Source organism: Isoptericola sp. 178 (assembly GCF_030586525.1).
GTDB classification, from domain to species: domain Bacteria; phylum Actinomycetota; class Actinomycetes; order Actinomycetales; family Cellulomonadaceae; genus Isoptericola; species Isoptericola sediminis.
Genome location: NZ_JAUQYN010000003.1, coordinates 299475 through 313517 on the forward strand (window position 1 = coordinate 299475; position 14043 = coordinate 313517).

The window sequence follows — 14043 nt, forward strand, 5'->3', positions numbered from 1 at the left end:
CGGTCGTGCGCCGACGTCGGCCGTCCACCGGGTGGTGCACCGGTCCGGGTGCGGGTGGGCAGGCGTCAGCGCGAGGTCGTCGGACCGTGCGCCGTGTCGGTCACCGGCGTCCCTTCCGTCCGCCCCCCTGTCACACGCGGCCTGTCCGCGGGGGCTCCCGAGCAGGCTGGCAGCCGCGGGGCGGTCACCGCAACGTCTTTCCGCGCCGGTCAGGGGCGCACGCGCAGCCACTGCTCGAACGCCTCGGCGCTCGTGTACCGCGGGGTGTACCCGAGCTCGGTGCGCAGCCGGGTGTTGTCCAGCACCGGGCGGTGCTGCAGGAACCCGACCCGTTCGGGCCCGTGCACGGTCAGGCGCAGCGCCCTGCCGACGCGCAGCGCCCCGGCGAGCAGGCCGGCGGGCACGTCGAGCGTGCGCTTGCCGAGCCGGTCGGCGATGTCGGCGACGGTCAGGCGTCCGTCGCCGCAGACGTTGAACGCCCCGGTCGCCGTCCCGGTGGCCCCGGTGACGATCGCTCCGGTGACGTCGTCGACCCAGGCGAAGACGAACGGCCCCTGCGAGCCCCGCACGCGGATCAGCCGCGGCGCGTCCCACAGCGCGGTGATCTGGTTGGCCACCCCCGGGCCGAGGATCGTGCCGATGCGCAGGATCACCTGCTCCAGCTCCGGGTGGTCGCGCCGGTAGGTGGCGAGCAGCTCCTCCACGAGGCGCTTGTGCCGGGAGTAGGTGAACTCCTCGTTCCCCCGCAGCGGGTCGGACTCGCGCAGCGGGACGGGGTTGTCGGCGTGGTAGCCGTAGGCGGCGCCCGAGGAGGAGATCACCACACGGCACACTCCCCCGCCGACGCACGCCTCCAGCACGTGCCGGGTGCCGTCGACGTCGACACGGCGCTCGGTCTCCTCGTCCAGGGTGCCGGGGTTCACGATGGCCGCGAGGTGGACCACCGTGTCGACCCGGTGCGTCGCGATCGCGTCACGGACCGCGGCGGCGTCCGTGACGTCGAGCGTGACCGCGGTGACGCCGTCCGGCACCGAGGCGGGCGTGCGCAGGTCGGCGGAGACGACGTGCGCGACGTCGTCGCGTGCGGCGAGCGCCGCGACGGCGTGCGACCCGAGGAACCCCGAGCCGCCGGTGACCAGGACCCGCCTCACGCCGACACCTCCTGGGCCTGGCGCACGCGGGTGCGCCGCGCCCACACGGTCGCCAGCGCGAGCCCGGCGATGATGTCCCAGATGCCCCACCAGCCGGCCACGACGGCCATCCCGCCGATGCCGTCGAAGAACGTCATGACCAGCCCCAGCCCGAGCGCGGCGTTGCGGATGCCGACCTCGAACGTCACGGCCTTGCGCTCGCGGGTCTCGAGCCGCCCCGCGCGGGCCGCGGCGTACCCGAGCGCCAGGGCGACGGCGTCGTGCAGGAACACGGCCACCAGCACGACACCGACCCAGGCGACGAAGACGGCGAAGTTGCCCGCCAGCGCGGCGACGACGAAGCCGATCAGCGCCAGGATGCTCACCACGTGCACCGGCCGGTGCGCCCGGGCCGCCAGGGCGGGCCACCGCGTGCGCACCAGGAGCCCGAGCGCGAAGGGCACGCCGATGATGAGCACGATGTCGAGCATCATCTCCAGCGGGTCGAGGCTGACCTCGGCCAGGATGTCGCGACCCGTGGGGTGCAGGCTGCCCCAGAGCGCGATGTTCAGCGGCATGGCGACCAGGTACAGCGCGTTGCCGACGGCGGTCAGCGACACCGACAGCGCCACGTTGCCGCCCGAGCGGTAGGTGAGGATCTGCGAGACGTTCCCCGGTGGGCAGCAGGCCACGAGGATCATGCCCAGCGCGATGGACGCCTGGACGCCGAGCACGAGCGTCAGCAGGAACGTCACCGCGGGCAGCAGCACGATCTGCGCCACCAGGGCGAGCACGGCGGCGCGCGGCGCCCGGCGCAGCACCCGGAAGTCGGCCGGCGAGGTGTCCAGGGCGATGCCGAGCATGATGAGCGCCAGGACGACGCTCAGCGCGACCATCGAGCCCTCGGAGAAGTTCACCGCGACGTCGTCGATGCTCATCGGCCGTCCCCCGCCCCGAGCTCGTCGGCGAGCCGGCGCACGGTGCGACGGTAGGCGTCCTTGTTGACGTAGTAGCTCATCCGCTCCAGGCCGAGGTAGCGGTAGCCGCCGGTCAGGTCGGGCCACGGTTCGCCGACCCGGCGCCGGAACGCCGCCACCCGGTCGCGGGCGGTGACGTCGCCGTCGGCGCTCGCGGCCTCGGCGGCGAGGTAGCGGGCGACGAGCTCCGCCTGCTCCGCGCGTCCCTGCCACCCGATGCCCGAGGCCTCGAGCATCCCGACGACGAAGAGCCCGTTGAGCGACGGCGGGACGATGTTGCAGAACAGCCCGGGCGCCGTCCCCGAGCCGGGGCCGTCCCAGGCGAGGTGCTTGGGGTCGACGAACGGGTAGTCCAGCTTGTACCCGGTGGCCAGCAGCACGAGGTCGTACTCCCCGCTGGTGCCGTCGACGAAGTGCACGGTCCGGCCCGCGAACCGCTCGATGTCGCGGCGGACCCGCAGGTCGCCCTGGCCCGCGTGCTGCAGCACGAGGGAGTTCACCACGGGGTGGGACTCGTAGATCTTGTGGTCGGGTGCCGGGAAGCCGAACCGCTGCGGGTCGCCGTTGAGCAGGGTCAGCACGCGCGAGTCCACGGCCTGCTTGATCCGTGCCGGCAGCGGACGGCCCTGGTTGAGGGTGTCCGTGGGGCGCCCGAGCAGGTACCGCGGGACGAACCAGTACCCGCGGCGCACCGACAGGTCGACCGACGCCGCGCGGTGCACGGCGTCGACGGCCACGTCACAGCCGGAGTTGCCGCCGCCGACCACGAGCACCCGCTTGCCGGCGAACACGTCGGCCCGCTTGTACTCGCTGGAGTGCAGCAGCTCCCCGGTGAACTCGCCGTCGAACGTCGGCACGTTCGGCTCGGCCAGCGTGCCGTTCGCCACGACGACGTGGCTGAAGCGCTCGCGGCGCGGCGCGCCGTCGGGACCGGTGGAGCACACGTCCCACCCGGACTCCCCGCTCGCGTCGCCGTCGCCGGGCTCGACGGCGGTGACCCGGGTGCCGAACCGGTAGTGGCGGCGCAGGTCGAAGGTGTCGGCGTAGTCGTGGAAGTAGCGCAGCAGCTCGCGGTGGCTCGGGTAGTCGACCTGCGTGGCCATCGGCAGCTCGGCGAACTCGGTGGTGGTCCGCGAGGAGATGAGGTGCGCCGACTCGTAGACGGTCGAGCGGGGGTTGTCGATGTCCCACAGACCGCCGACGTCGTCGTGGGCCTCGAACCCCGTCAGCGCGAGTCCGTGCCGGTCCAGGGCGCGGGCGGCGGCCAGGCCGGACGGTCCGGCACCGACGACCGCGACCCGTCGTGGCTGCGTCATGGCGTGAGCACTCCTTCGTGTCCCCCACGCCCGGGCGTGACGTGGGTCGCACGGGAGTGTACGGCGGGCGCCGCCGCGGGTTTCCCAGCAGAGGCCCAGCCGACGCTCAGGAGGTCGGGGCCTCCTGCGGCCAGGGTTCGCTCGCCTCGCGGGGATCCTCCGGCAGCAGCGAGGCGATCCAGTCGTCGCAGACCGTGCCGTTCCGCACGCCGTGCCGTCGCAGCAGGCCCTCGTAGCGGAACCCGAGCTTCCAGGCCACGCGCCGCGAGGCCCAGTTGCCCTCGAAGCCGCGCCACTGCAGACGCTCGAGGGCGAGCCCGGACGGGTCCAGCGCCCAGTCCGCCGCGAGACGGCCGGCCGCGGTCGTCAGCCCCCTTCCGCGGGCGTCAGGGGCGGTCCAGAAGCCGATCTCCCCGGCGCGCGCGTCCCCCGGTCCACCCGGGATCAGGCCGATCGCCATCATCCCGAGCACGGTGCCGTCGGGCCGCCCGGGGGCTCGGACGGCCCAGGTGAACATGGTCTCGCGCGCCCAGCCGTCGACCACCATGCCGGTCACGAAGGTCTCGGCGTCGGCACGGGTGTACGGCGAGGGGACCGTCGTCCACTCCGCGATCGCCGGGTCGGTGCACACGACGGCGATGCGGTCGATGTCGGCCGGGGTCGGGACGGACAGGAGGACCTCGGGGCTGCGCAGGACGAACGGTGGCATGGGCGAATCGTGTCACGCGCGACGGCGCGGGTCAGACCGCCCTGCGGCCCTCGGGCCCCGGCGCCGGGCCCGGCTCGTCGTCGCCGTCGTCGTCGGGGGGATCCGGCGACGCCATCGCCCCCGGTGGCACGGGGACGGGCCGGTCGCCGCGCAGCGTCGAGAACACCGTCCAGGCCACCGCCACCAGCGGCACGGCCACCACCGCGCCCAGCAGCCCGGCCAGCACGGTTCCCGCGAGGACGACCACCGCGACCACCACCGGGTGCAGGGCCACCTGCTTGCCCATGATGAGCGGCTGCAGCACGTGTCCCTCGAGCTGGCCGATGGCGGCGATGCCGAGCGTGACGATCAGCGCTGTGATGAATCCCTCGGCGGCGAGGGCGACGACGGCGGCGATGATCATCGCCAGCGGCGCCCCGATGAGCGGGATGAACGCGCCGATGAACACGAGCACCGCCAGCGGTGCGGCCAGCGGCACCCCGAGGATCATCAGGAGGACGAAGGCGAGGATGCCGTCGATGAACGCGATGATGACGGTGCCGCGGGCGAAGCCCGAGAAGGTGTACCAGCCGGCACCGGCCGCCTCGACCCACCGCCGGCGGTGCTCGGCGGGCACCTGGTGCAGGAACCAGTGCCACATCTGCTCGCCCGAGTAGACGAAGAACACGGTCAGGAAGATCGCCAGCGCGGCGACCATGAACCCCTCGAGCACGGACCCGGCGCTCTCGGCGGCCTGCCCGACCAGGTTCTCCGCGTTGTCCGCCACCCACTGCTGCCCGGAGTCCAGCCACTCCTGGAGCTGACCGGCGCTGATCGACAGGCCGAAGAGCCCGGTCTCGAGGAAGTCGAGGATCTGCTGCACACCGGTCTCGAACTGCCCGCCGAGCTCGGTCCACTGCCCGGCCACCGACGCCACGACGTAGGTGATCAGGCCGCCGAACACCACGACCCCGCTGAGCAGCGCGAGCGCCGTGGCCAGCGCGCGGGGCATCACCTTCTGGTACAGGTCGGTCAGCGGGCTGAACACCGAGGTGAGCACGAGCGCCAGGAAGATCGCGAAGAACACGAACTGCACCTGGGCCGTGGCGTACACCACGAGCGCGACGGCCACCACGAGCATGACCAGCCGCCACGACCAGCCGGCCGCGCTGCGCAGCCACTGCGGGACGTTCTCCCTGGCCTCCGCCACGACACTCCCTCCACCTCGGACGAGACCAGTGTGCTGCGCCGACGTGCTGGGTGCACGAGGACCCGCCGTCCCGGCGCACGTCCGCGGGCCGGGACGCCCGGACGATGCGTCAGTCCTCGGTGGTGCTGGTCGCCTCGGTGCGGAGTCTCCTGAGCTCGGCGAGCGCCGCGTCGATCGTCGCTTGCAGCTCGGCCACGGCGGCGTCCGCCGCTCTCACCCGGTCAGAGGCCTCGGCAGCCTGCCGCGAGCGGTCGCTCCGCGTGTCCTGAGATTCCACGTCGCTCTCCGTCGTCAACTCGATGAGTTCGTCCCACGTCATGCCGGAGGTGCCGGCACGCAGCCGGGCGGGCAGCCCCTACCCACCCACGAGTGGTGGTGGGACTCGCGCACCTCATCGTGGAGGAGAGCCCGACGCTCCTCGGTGATACGTCGGCCCGAGAACGACGAAGGCCCCCGGTCGTGGAACCGGGGACCTTCGACGTCGCTGTCTCAAACGAGTGTCCGGAGGGGGACTTGAACCCCCACGCCCTATAACGGGCACTAGCACCTCAAGCTAGCGCGTCTGCCATTCCGCCACCCGGACGAGTGGACCGTCCCGGAGCTCCTGCTCCGTTCCGGCGCGGTAAGAAAGATAGCACGGCGAGGCCCCTGACCTGCAAACCGTCGAGCCGTGGCGCAGGTCACGCCGCTGCCCTAGCGTGAAGCGGGTGGCGCTGCGCATCGAGGACTACGGCATCGTCGGCGACCTGCAGACGGTCGCCCTCGTCGGGCGCGACGGCAGCGTCGACTGGCTCTGCCTGCCGGACATCGACTCCCCGGCCTGCCTGGCGGCCCTGCTGGGGGACGACTCGCACGGGTCGTGGCGCGTCGCTCCCGCCGGCGCCGGGACGTGCACGCGGCGCCGCTACCGCGGCGAGACCCTGGTGCTGGAGACGGAGTGGGAGACGCCCGACGGAACCGTCCGGGTGACCGACCTCATGCCGCCGCGTGGACGCACCCCCGACATGGTCCGGATCGTCGAGGGCGTCAGCGGCCGCGTCGCCGTCGAGAGCGTCCTGCGCCCACGGTTCGACTACGGGGCCGTCGTCCCCTGGGTCACCGAGTCGCCGAGCGTCCTGGGTACCGAGCGCAGCGGCACGGTCTGCGCGGTCGCGGGCCCCGACGCGCTGAACCTCGCCGCGACCGTTCCGCACACCGTCTCGGGCGAGACGATCGGCTCCCGCTTCGAGGTGTCCGCCGGCGACCGCGTCTCCTTCGTGCTCAGCTACCACCGCTCCTACGACCCCGTCCCCGAGCCGGTGGACGCCGAGGAGGCCCTGTCCGACACCCTGGAGTACTGGCGCGACTGGGTCGGCCGCACCCGGTACGAGGGACGCTACGGCGATGCCGTGCGGCGGTCGCTCATCACGCTCAAGTCGCTCACCTACGCCCCGACCGGGGCGATCGCCGCGGCGGCCACGACGTCGCTGCCCGAGCAGCTCGGCGGTGTCCGCAACTGGGACTACCGGTACTGCTGGCTGCGCGACGCCGCGTTCACCCTGCTGGCCCTGCTCAGCACCGGCCATCGGGAGGAGGCCAAGGCCTGGCGCGAGTGGCTGCTGCGCTCGGTGGCGGGCGACCCGGCGGATCTGCGGATCATGTACGGCCTCGACGGCCGGCGCCGGCTCCCGGAGACCACGCTCGACTGGCTGCCGGGGTACGAGGGCAGCACCCCGGTCCGCGTGGGCAACGGCGCCGCCGACCAGCTCCAGCTCGACGTCTGGGGCGAGGCCCTCGTCGGCCTGAGCCTGACCCGGTCGAACGGGATCGCCGAGGACGAGGACACGTGGCGGCTGCAACGGTCCCTGCTCGACCACCTGGAGGGTCACTGGGACGACGTGGACAACGGTCTGTGGGAGGTGCGCGGACCGCAGCGGGCGTTCGTGCACTCGCGCGTCATGGCCTGGGCCGGTGTCTCCGCCATGATCCGCGGCGTCGAGCGGTTCGGCCTCGACGGACCGGTCGACCGGTGGCGGAGGCTGCGCGAGTCGATCCGCACCGACGTGCTCACCCACGGCTACGACGCCGAGCGGAACACCTTCACCCAGTTCTACGGGTCCCGCGGTCTCGACGCGGCCCTGTTGCTCATTCCCCGAGTGGGCTTCCTGCCGTGGTCGGACCACCGGGTGATCGGCACGGTCGACGCCGTGCAGCGTGAGCTCGGTCGGGACGGCCTGCTGCTGCGGTACCGCCAGGACGCCGACGGCGTCGACGGGTTGGCGGGCACCGAGGGCACGTTCCTGATCGCCAGCTTCTGGCTCGTCGACGCCCTGCACGCGATCGGCCGCGACGCCGAGTCGCACGCGCTGTTCGAGCGGCTGCTCGGTCTGCGCAACGACCTCGGGCTGCTGGCGGAGGAGTTCGACGTCACCGCGGGCCGTCAGCTCGGCAACGTCCCGCAGGCGTTCAGCCACCTCGGCGTCGTGAACTCCGCGCGCATCCTGTCCGGCATCCGGGGCGCCGGCACCGACATGACCGGCATGCCCGAGCATCCCACCGACTGAGGAGCACGCGTGAGAGCACTGACCATCGTCCCCGGGCAGGCCGACTCCCTGGCCGTCACCGACGTGGCCGACCCTGTCGCCGGTCCGGACGAGCTGCTGGTCGACGGCGTGGCGGTCGGGATCTGCGGCACGGACCACGAGATCGCCCGCGGCGAGCACGGCGCCCCACCGCCCGGCCAGGAGCGGCTCGTGCTCGGTCACGAGTCCCTGGGACGGGTCCGCGAGGCGCCGGACGACTCCGGGTTCTCCCCCGGCGACCTCGTGGTCGGGGTCGTCCGCCGTCCCGACCCGGTGCCCTGCGGCGCCTGCGCCCACGGCGAGTGGGACATGTGCCGCAACGGGCTGTTCACCGAGCACGGGATCAAGGAGGTCGACGGCTTCGCCGCCGAGCGGTGGACGGTCGCGGCGGACCGCGCCGTGCGCCTCGACCCCGACCTGGCCGACGTGGGCGTGCTCCTCGAGCCCACGACCGTCGTGACCAAGGCCTGGGAGCAGGTGGACCGGATCGGCGCGCGCTCGTGGTTCGACCCGCAGCGGGTGCTCGTGACGGGCGCCGGGCCGATCGGCCTGCTCGCCGCCCTGGTCGGAGCCCGGCGCGGGCTCGACGTGCACGTCCTCGACCGCGCGACCGACGGCCCGAAACCCGGCCTCGTGCGCGACCTCGGGGCGACCTACCACCACGACGACCCGACCGCCGTGGCCGACCGGGTCGAGCCGGACGTGATCGTCGAGTGCACCGGCGCACCCGCCGTCGTCATGGACACCGTCACGTCCACGCGGCCCTACGGCATCACGGTCCTGACCGGCATCTCCTCCGCGGGTCACCAGGTGCCCGTCGACGCCGGCGCCGCCAACCGGTCCGTCGTGCTGGAGAACGACGTCGTCGTGGGCTCCGTGAACGCCAACCTCCGGCACTACCGCGCCGCGGCCGAGGCCCTGGCCGGGGCCGACCGCGACTGGCTGGCGCGCCTCGTCACCCGGCGTCTGCCCCTGGACCGCGCGGTCGAGGCCCTCACGCCGCAGGACGACGACGTCAAGGTCGTCGTCGACCTCGCCTGACCTGGGCGCGCGTCGACCATCGCGCCGGCAGCGCCCGGCTCTGCGGTGCTCGCGAGGGAGGTGTAGCGTTCCGTCCGACCCCGACCAAACGGTCATCAAGGGGCACACCGGACGAAGGAGGACGACGCACCATGATGGGTGGGCACCACGCCGCCTCCGGGGCAGCCGCCTGGGTGGCGGTCACGGCCTCGACCCCGATCGCCTTCGGGTGGTACCCGGTGTCCGACGTCGGCGTGATGACCGGTGCCCTGGTCTGCGCCGGGGCGGCCCTGCTGCCGGACGCCGACCACCACAACGGCACCATCTCGCACTCGTTGCCGCCGCTGTCGGAGGCGCTGACGAAGTTCGTCTGCACCATCTCCGGCGGCCACCGCAACGGCACCCACTCGATCCTGGGGATCGCGGTCTTCACGCTCATCGCGTGGGCGATGAGCTTCCTGACGATCAGCACCGAGACGTTCGGCGAGGTGCTGATCGGCCCCGGCATCATGGCCGTGCTGCTCGTCGCCTTCGCCCTCCGAGCCCTGCACCTGACGGGGCGCCGACGCTGGTGGACCTGGACGTCGTCCATCTCCCTGGCCCTGTTCATCGCGGTGTTCGCCCCCGAGGAGTGGTACTGGATGCCGTTCTGCGTGGGCCTCGGCGCCACGGTGCACATCCTCGGCGACCTGGTCACCACCCAGGGGGTCCCGTTGCTGTGGCCGATCCGCTTCGGCTCGCCCCGATGGGTGCGCCGGCACCGGTGGCTCCCGCTGGATGACATGTGGGGCCGCACCGGCAACATCGCCGTGCCGGTGCTCGGGGACGCCGGCTCCTGGCGCGAGTGGCTCGTCATGACCCCGGTCAGCGTCTACGCCGTCGTGGGCGTCGCCTGGGCCGTGCTCTCCCAGATGGGGTTCGACGCCAACGGCGCCTGGAACGACGGCACCGCGCTGCTGACCTCCGCGGTGGCGTCGCTGGGCTGAGCGCTCAGCGCGCGGCCTCCCGGGGGTCGTCCGGGTCGCGCCCGGCCAGCAGCGCGTCGACGTACCGGCGGTCGGCGTCGAGCCGGGTGCGCGCGTGCCGGGTGGGCGTCCCGTGCCCGGGCACGACGACCTCGGCCCGCGCCACGTACGGGGCCAGCCGTTCGAGCCCCTCGCGGTAGCCGACCAGGTCGGTGTCTCCGGAGATCTCGTCCGCGGGCAGCGGCGGCTCGACGTCGGACAGCATGTCCCCCGCGACCAGGACACGGGCGTCCGGCAGCCACAGCGCCACGTGCCCCGGGGCGTGCGCGTCGTGCACGACGAGCTCGGAGCGCGGCAGCTCACCGTCCGGGTCGGGCACGCGGTCACCCGGCAGCGCGGCCACGGCGGCGAAGAGCTCCAGCACGGCCTCCCGCCGGCCCTCGGACCGGACCACGGCGTCCAGGACGTCCCGGTGGCTCCGCACGACCTCCGTCGCCCGCGACGACGCCCACCGCGGCCCCGCCCCGAACCGCGGGTGCCAGAGCAGATGGTCGTGGTGCGCGTGCGTCGACAGCCCGGCGGCCACCCGCACCTGCCGCGCGACCAGCTCGTCGGCGATCCCCTCCAGCTCGTCGTCGTCCCAGGCCGGGTCCACGAGCAGGGCGGGACGCCGCCCGGTCGCGCGCCGCGGCCCGAGGGCGAGGACCGACGTCGTGACGTCGCGCCGGCTGGTGCGGACCAGCACGTCCGGGGCCACGGCGCGGAAGGTCATGCCCGCAAGCTAGCGCCCCTAGAGCATCTCCTGCGGGTCGACCTGCACCCGCACCCGGCCGCCTTCGCGGCGGGCCGACCGCACGGCCGTCGACGCGCGGAGCTGGGCCGCGAGCTCCGCGCCGTCGGCGAGGGGCACGCGCACGACGACGCGCACCCGCGCCTCGAGCCGGTCGTGGGCGGGCAGCTCGACCGGGCCGAGGACGGTCTCGGGCGTGGCGAGCGCGACGCGGTCGACGACGGCGCGTACGGCGTCGGCGTCCCCCGTCACCGCCGCCACGCGGACCGCGGGCGGCAGGTCGAGCTCGCGACGCTCGTCCAGCTCCCGCTCGGCCAGCCCGGCCGGGTCGAAGCGGACCAGCGCGCCGGTCGGCGCCGGCGCGGCGTCCCCCACGAGGAGCACCTGCCCGTCCGGACCGGGCCGCACGAGCGCGGCCGCCGCGATCCACCGGTGCAGGGCACGCGTGGCCATCGCGAGGTCGGTACCGGCGGTGGCCGTCGCGGCGTCGAGCAGCAGCGCGGCCGCGTAGCCGTTCTCGGCCACCGGCTCGGCACCCGGGGTGGCCACCACCAGGGCGGGACGCTCCTCGACGTGGTCGAGGATCCCGCCGGGCGCCGAGGAGGCCGAGACCCGCACCGGCACCCCGGCGAAGGCTCGTCCGAGCTCCTCGGCGGTGCGTTCGGACCCCACCCGCACGGCGCGCACGCGGTCGTGGCCGCACTCGTCGCAGCGCCAGGTGCCGGCGAGCCGGCCGCACCAGGTGCACTGCGGGGTGGCGCGCGCACCCCGCAGCCCGAGAGGGCCGTGGCAGTGGGTGCAGCGTGCGGCCGTCCGGCAGGCGGAGCACGCCACGACCGGCAGGTAGCCGGTCCGCGGCACCTGGACGAGCACGGGTCCCCGCTCCAGAGCAGACCGAGCGGTCCGCCACGCGGCCGTCGGCAGGCGTGCGGCCGCCCCCGGGCCCTCGGACGCCAGCTCGACCGACGTCAGCGCGCGCACCCGCGGCGCCCGGGCCCGCACGACCTCGCGCGAGGCCGCGATCTCCGCGGCCCAGCCGCGCGCGAGCATCGCCTGGGCCTGCACCGTGCGGCCCGGGGAACCGAGCAGGAACCCCGCACCCTCCGCCTCGGAGCGCATCGCCAGCACCTCGCGGGCGGCCGGGTACGGGGCGTGCGGTTCGTCGAGGGTCTCCTCGCCGTCGCCCCACAGCACGACCAGCCCCAGGTCGGGCACGGGGGCGAACATCGCGGCCCGGGTCCCGACCACCACCGAGGCCAGTCCGTGCCGGGCGTGCAGGAAGGACCGGTAGCGGGGCGCCGGACCGTCCTCGGCCTGCAGCGTCCGGACGTCGGCGACCCCGGCGGCCTCGAGCGCGGCGCGGATCCTGTCGACGTCCCGGGCGTCCGGGGCGACGACGAGCGCCCGCCGGCCGCCGGCCAGCGCCGCCCGCACCGCACCGGCGATCGCGGCGGCCCAGTGCGGCACGCGGGCCGCCGTCTCCTCGCCCGCGGGTGGCTGGAGCCCCGGCAGCGGCGTCCAGACGGCCCGGGGCGCCTGGCCGCCCAGAAGGTGACGGCAGAACGCCTCGCCCGACCGGTACGGTGCCCAGACGCCGGGCCAGCCCTCCCCCGCAGGGGCGGACGGCGGCGGGACGACCCCGTCGTGCGTCCGGTCGTCCAGGTCGGCGAGCTGCGCGAGCACCTCCGCCTCGACCCGCGCGTGGCGCGGGGGGACGGCCAGCCGCAGCACGTCCGGGACGGTCCCCGCGTAGCGGGCCGCGACCCGACGCGCCAGGTCCAGCACCGCCGGGCTCAGGACCGGATCCGCGGAGACGACCCGCCGCAGCGGTTGCAGGCGCCCCTCGTGGTCCGAGGTCGCCGAGCGCGCGACGACGAACCCGGCGACGTCCTGCGGCCCGAACCGGGCCCGGACGCGCACCCCGGGCACGGCGTCATCGGCCATCGCCGCCGGGACCAGGTAGTCGTACTCGCGGTCCAGGTGCGGTGGGGACAGGTCCAGGACCACGCGGGCGACGGGGTCCACCGCGGCGGGCTCGCTGCCGGGCTTGCGCCCCGTCCGGCGCCGCGGGGCGGCCGGGACGTCGTCGAGCCCGAGCAGGGCGGGCTGCTCGGGCTCGTCTGGGGTGGTCACAGGGCTATGCCACCACGAGCCACCGACGTCGTGCGCTCAGCGCACGGCGGCACGCAGCTCCTCCACCCGATCGGTGCGCTCCCAGGTGAACTCCTCGAGCTCACGCCCGAAGTGGCCGTAGGCGGCGGTCGCCGCGTAGATGGGCCGCAGCAGGTCGAGGTCGTGGATGATCGCCGCCGGGCGCAGGTCGAACACGGCACGGATCGCGGCCTCGATACGCACCGGGTCCACGGTCTCGGTCCCGAACGTCTCGACGTAGAGCCCCACCGGGTGCGCCTTGCCGATGGCGTAGGCCACCTGCACCTCGCAGCGGCGGGCCAACCCGGCCGCGACGACGTTCTTGGCCACCCAGCGCATCGCGTAGGCGGCCGACCGGTCGACCTTCGAGGGGTCCTTGCCGGAGAACGCCCCGCCGCCGTGCCGGGCCATCCCGCCGTAGGTGTCGACGATGATCTTGCGGCCCGTCAGCCCCGCGTCGCCCTGGGGGCCGCCGATGACGAACTGCCCGGTCGGGTTGACGAGCACCCGCACCTCGTCGGTCCGGATGCCGGCGGAACCCGCCACCTGCGCCACGACCGGGTCGATGACGTGGGCGCGCACCTCGGTGGCGAGCTTGTCCTGCTCGAGGTCGGCGTCGTGCTGGGTGGACAGCACCACCGTGTCCAGGCTCACGGGGCGGTCGCCGTCGTAGCCGACGGTCACCTGCGTCTTGCCGTCCGGTCGCAGCCCGGCGACCTCGCCGGTGCGGCGCACCTCGGCCAGCCGCTCGGCCAACCGGTGCGCGAGGAAGACGGGCAGCGGCATCAGCGACGGGGTCTCGTCGGTCGCGTAGCCGAACATCAGACCCTGGTCGCCCGCGCCCTGTGCGTCGTAGGGGTCGAGGTCGTCGGCGTTGGTCCGACGCTCGAGCGCCGTGTCGACACCCTGGGCGATGTCGGGCGACTGCTGGCCGATGGAGACCGACACGCCGCAGGAGTCGCCGTCGAACCCGATGGACGACGAGGTGTAGCCGATCCCCCGCACGACCTCGCGCACGATCTGCGGGATCTCCACGTAGGCCTCGGTGGTGACCTCGCCGGCCACGTGCACCAGCCCCGTGGTGACCATGGTCTCCACCGCGACGCGCGAACGCGGGTCCTGGGCGAGCAGCGCGTCGAGGATGGCGTCCGAGATCTGGTCGCACACCTTGTCCGGGTGCCCTTCGGTCACGGACTCGGACGTGAACAGGCGCAGCGCTTCGGTCATGGGATCAG

Annotated in this window: 12 protein-coding genes and 1 tRNA gene; 3 read left to right on the forward strand and 10 right to left on the reverse strand. The window is 74.2% G+C overall.

Annotation, left to right across the window (positions count from 1 at the left end; all coding sequences use genetic code 11):
• Nucleotides 1–209: 209 nt before the first annotated feature.
• The 7 genes from Q6349_RS10520 to Q6349_RS10550 all read right to left on the reverse strand — a co-directional run bounded on the left by Q6349_RS10520 (nt 210) and on the right by Q6349_RS10550 (nt 5904).
• A complete protein-coding gene (locus Q6349_RS10520) occupies nt 210–1151 on the reverse strand; it encodes an SDR family oxidoreductase (protein WP_304604045.1) in 942 nt (313 codons plus the stop codon).
• Nucleotides 1148–2068 (reverse strand): bile acid:sodium symporter family protein, encoded by a 921-nt coding sequence (locus tag Q6349_RS10525; RefSeq protein ID WP_304604046.1) that lies wholly within the window; start codon nt 2066–2068, stop codon nt 1148–1150. Before Q6349_RS10525 ends, Q6349_RS10520 begins: the two co-directional genes overlap by 4 nt.
• Entirely contained in the window at nt 2065–3423 is a 1359-nt protein-coding gene (locus Q6349_RS10530) for an NAD(P)/FAD-dependent oxidoreductase (protein WP_304604047.1), read from the reverse strand. The genes Q6349_RS10525 and Q6349_RS10530 overlap by 4 nt, the downstream gene beginning before the upstream one ends.
• A gap of 106 nt (nt 3424–3529) precedes the next feature.
• Entirely contained in the window at nt 3530–4132 is a 603-nt protein-coding gene (locus tag Q6349_RS10535; RefSeq protein ID WP_304604048.1) for a GNAT family N-acetyltransferase, read from the reverse strand.
• A 31-nt stretch (nt 4133–4163) separates the two neighbouring features.
• Nucleotides 4164–5321 (reverse strand): AI-2E family transporter, encoded by a 1158-nt coding sequence (locus Q6349_RS10540; RefSeq protein WP_369810822.1) that lies wholly within the window; start codon nt 5319–5321, stop codon nt 4164–4166.
• Between the two features lie 109 nt (nt 5322–5430).
• Nucleotides 5431–5640: a hypothetical protein gene (locus tag Q6349_RS10545; RefSeq protein WP_304604049.1), complete on the reverse strand. Its 210-nt coding sequence runs from the start codon at nt 5638–5640 to the stop codon at nt 5431–5433.
• 179 nt (nt 5641–5819) lie between these two features.
• Nucleotides 5820–5904: transfer RNA gene (locus Q6349_RS10550), tRNA-Leu, on the reverse strand.
• 124 nt (nt 5905–6028) lie between these two features.
• Here Q6349_RS10550 and Q6349_RS10555 point away from each other — a divergent pair.
• From Q6349_RS10555 to Q6349_RS10565, 3 genes are all read left to right on the forward strand, one after another.
• Nucleotides 6029–7864: a glycoside hydrolase family 15 protein gene (locus Q6349_RS10555; RefSeq protein WP_304604050.1), complete on the forward strand. Its 1836-nt coding sequence runs from the start codon at nt 6029–6031 to the stop codon at nt 7862–7864.
• 9 nt (nt 7865–7873) lie between these two features.
• The gene (locus tag Q6349_RS10560) at nt 7874–8923 is read left to right on the forward strand and encodes a glucose 1-dehydrogenase (protein ID WP_304604051.1); all 1050 of its coding nucleotides are present in this window, start codon (nt 7874–7876) and stop codon (nt 8921–8923) included.
• A gap of 131 nt (nt 8924–9054) precedes the next feature.
• Nucleotides 9055–9888, forward strand: a complete 834-nt coding sequence (locus Q6349_RS10565) for a metal-dependent hydrolase (RefSeq protein ID WP_304604052.1) — start codon at nt 9055–9057, stop codon at nt 9886–9888.
• 4 nt (nt 9889–9892) lie between these two features.
• Here the strand turns inward: Q6349_RS10565 and Q6349_RS10570 are convergent, their stop codons facing one another.
• From Q6349_RS10570 to metK, 3 genes are read right to left on the reverse strand one after another with little or no spacing between them, the layout of a single operon-like run.
• The gene (locus tag Q6349_RS10570) at nt 9893–10639 is read right to left on the reverse strand and encodes an MBL fold metallo-hydrolase (protein WP_304604053.1); all 747 of its coding nucleotides are present in this window, start codon (nt 10637–10639) and stop codon (nt 9893–9895) included.
• Between the two features lie 18 nt (nt 10640–10657).
• Nucleotides 10658–12790 carry a primosomal protein N' gene (locus tag Q6349_RS10575; RefSeq protein WP_304604054.1) on the reverse strand — a complete coding sequence of 711 codons (2133 nt, stop codon included), beginning with the start codon at nt 12788–12790 and terminating at the stop codon, nt 10658–10660.
• Nucleotides 12791–12826: 36 nt separating this feature from the next.
• A complete protein-coding gene (metK, locus tag Q6349_RS10580; protein ID WP_304604055.1) occupies nt 12827–14035 on the reverse strand; it encodes a methionine adenosyltransferase in 1209 nt (402 codons plus the stop codon).
• Nucleotides 14036–14043: the final 8 nt, after the last annotated feature.

What these genes read in the sequence shown, in the direction of transcription:
- Q6349_RS10570 (WP_304604053.1), bottom strand. Translation starts at nt 10,639, where the DNA reads ATGACCTTCCGCGCCGTGGCCCCGGACGTGCTGGTCCGCACCAGCCGG.
- Q6349_RS10530 (WP_304604047.1), bottom strand. Translation starts at nt 3,423, where the DNA reads ATGACGCAGCCACGACGGGTCGCGGTCGTCGGTGCCGGACCGTCCGGC.
- Q6349_RS10565 (WP_304604052.1), top strand. Translation starts at nt 9,055, where the DNA reads ATGATGGGTGGGCACCACGCCGCCTCCGGGGCAGCCGCCTGGGTGGCG.
- metK (WP_304604055.1), bottom strand. Translation starts at nt 14,035, where the DNA reads ATGACCGAAGCGCTGCGCCTGTTCACGTCCGAGTCCGTGACCGAAGGG.
- Q6349_RS10525 (WP_304604046.1), bottom strand. Translation starts at nt 2,068, where the DNA reads ATGAGCATCGACGACGTCGCGGTGAACTTCTCCGAGGGCTCGATGGTC.
- Q6349_RS10535 (WP_304604048.1), bottom strand. Translation starts at nt 4,132, where the DNA reads ATGCCACCGTTCGTCCTGCGCAGCCCCGAGGTCCTCCTGTCCGTCCCG.
- Q6349_RS10545 (WP_304604049.1), bottom strand. Translation starts at nt 5,640, where the DNA reads ATGACGTGGGACGAACTCATCGAGTTGACGACGGAGAGCGACGTGGAA.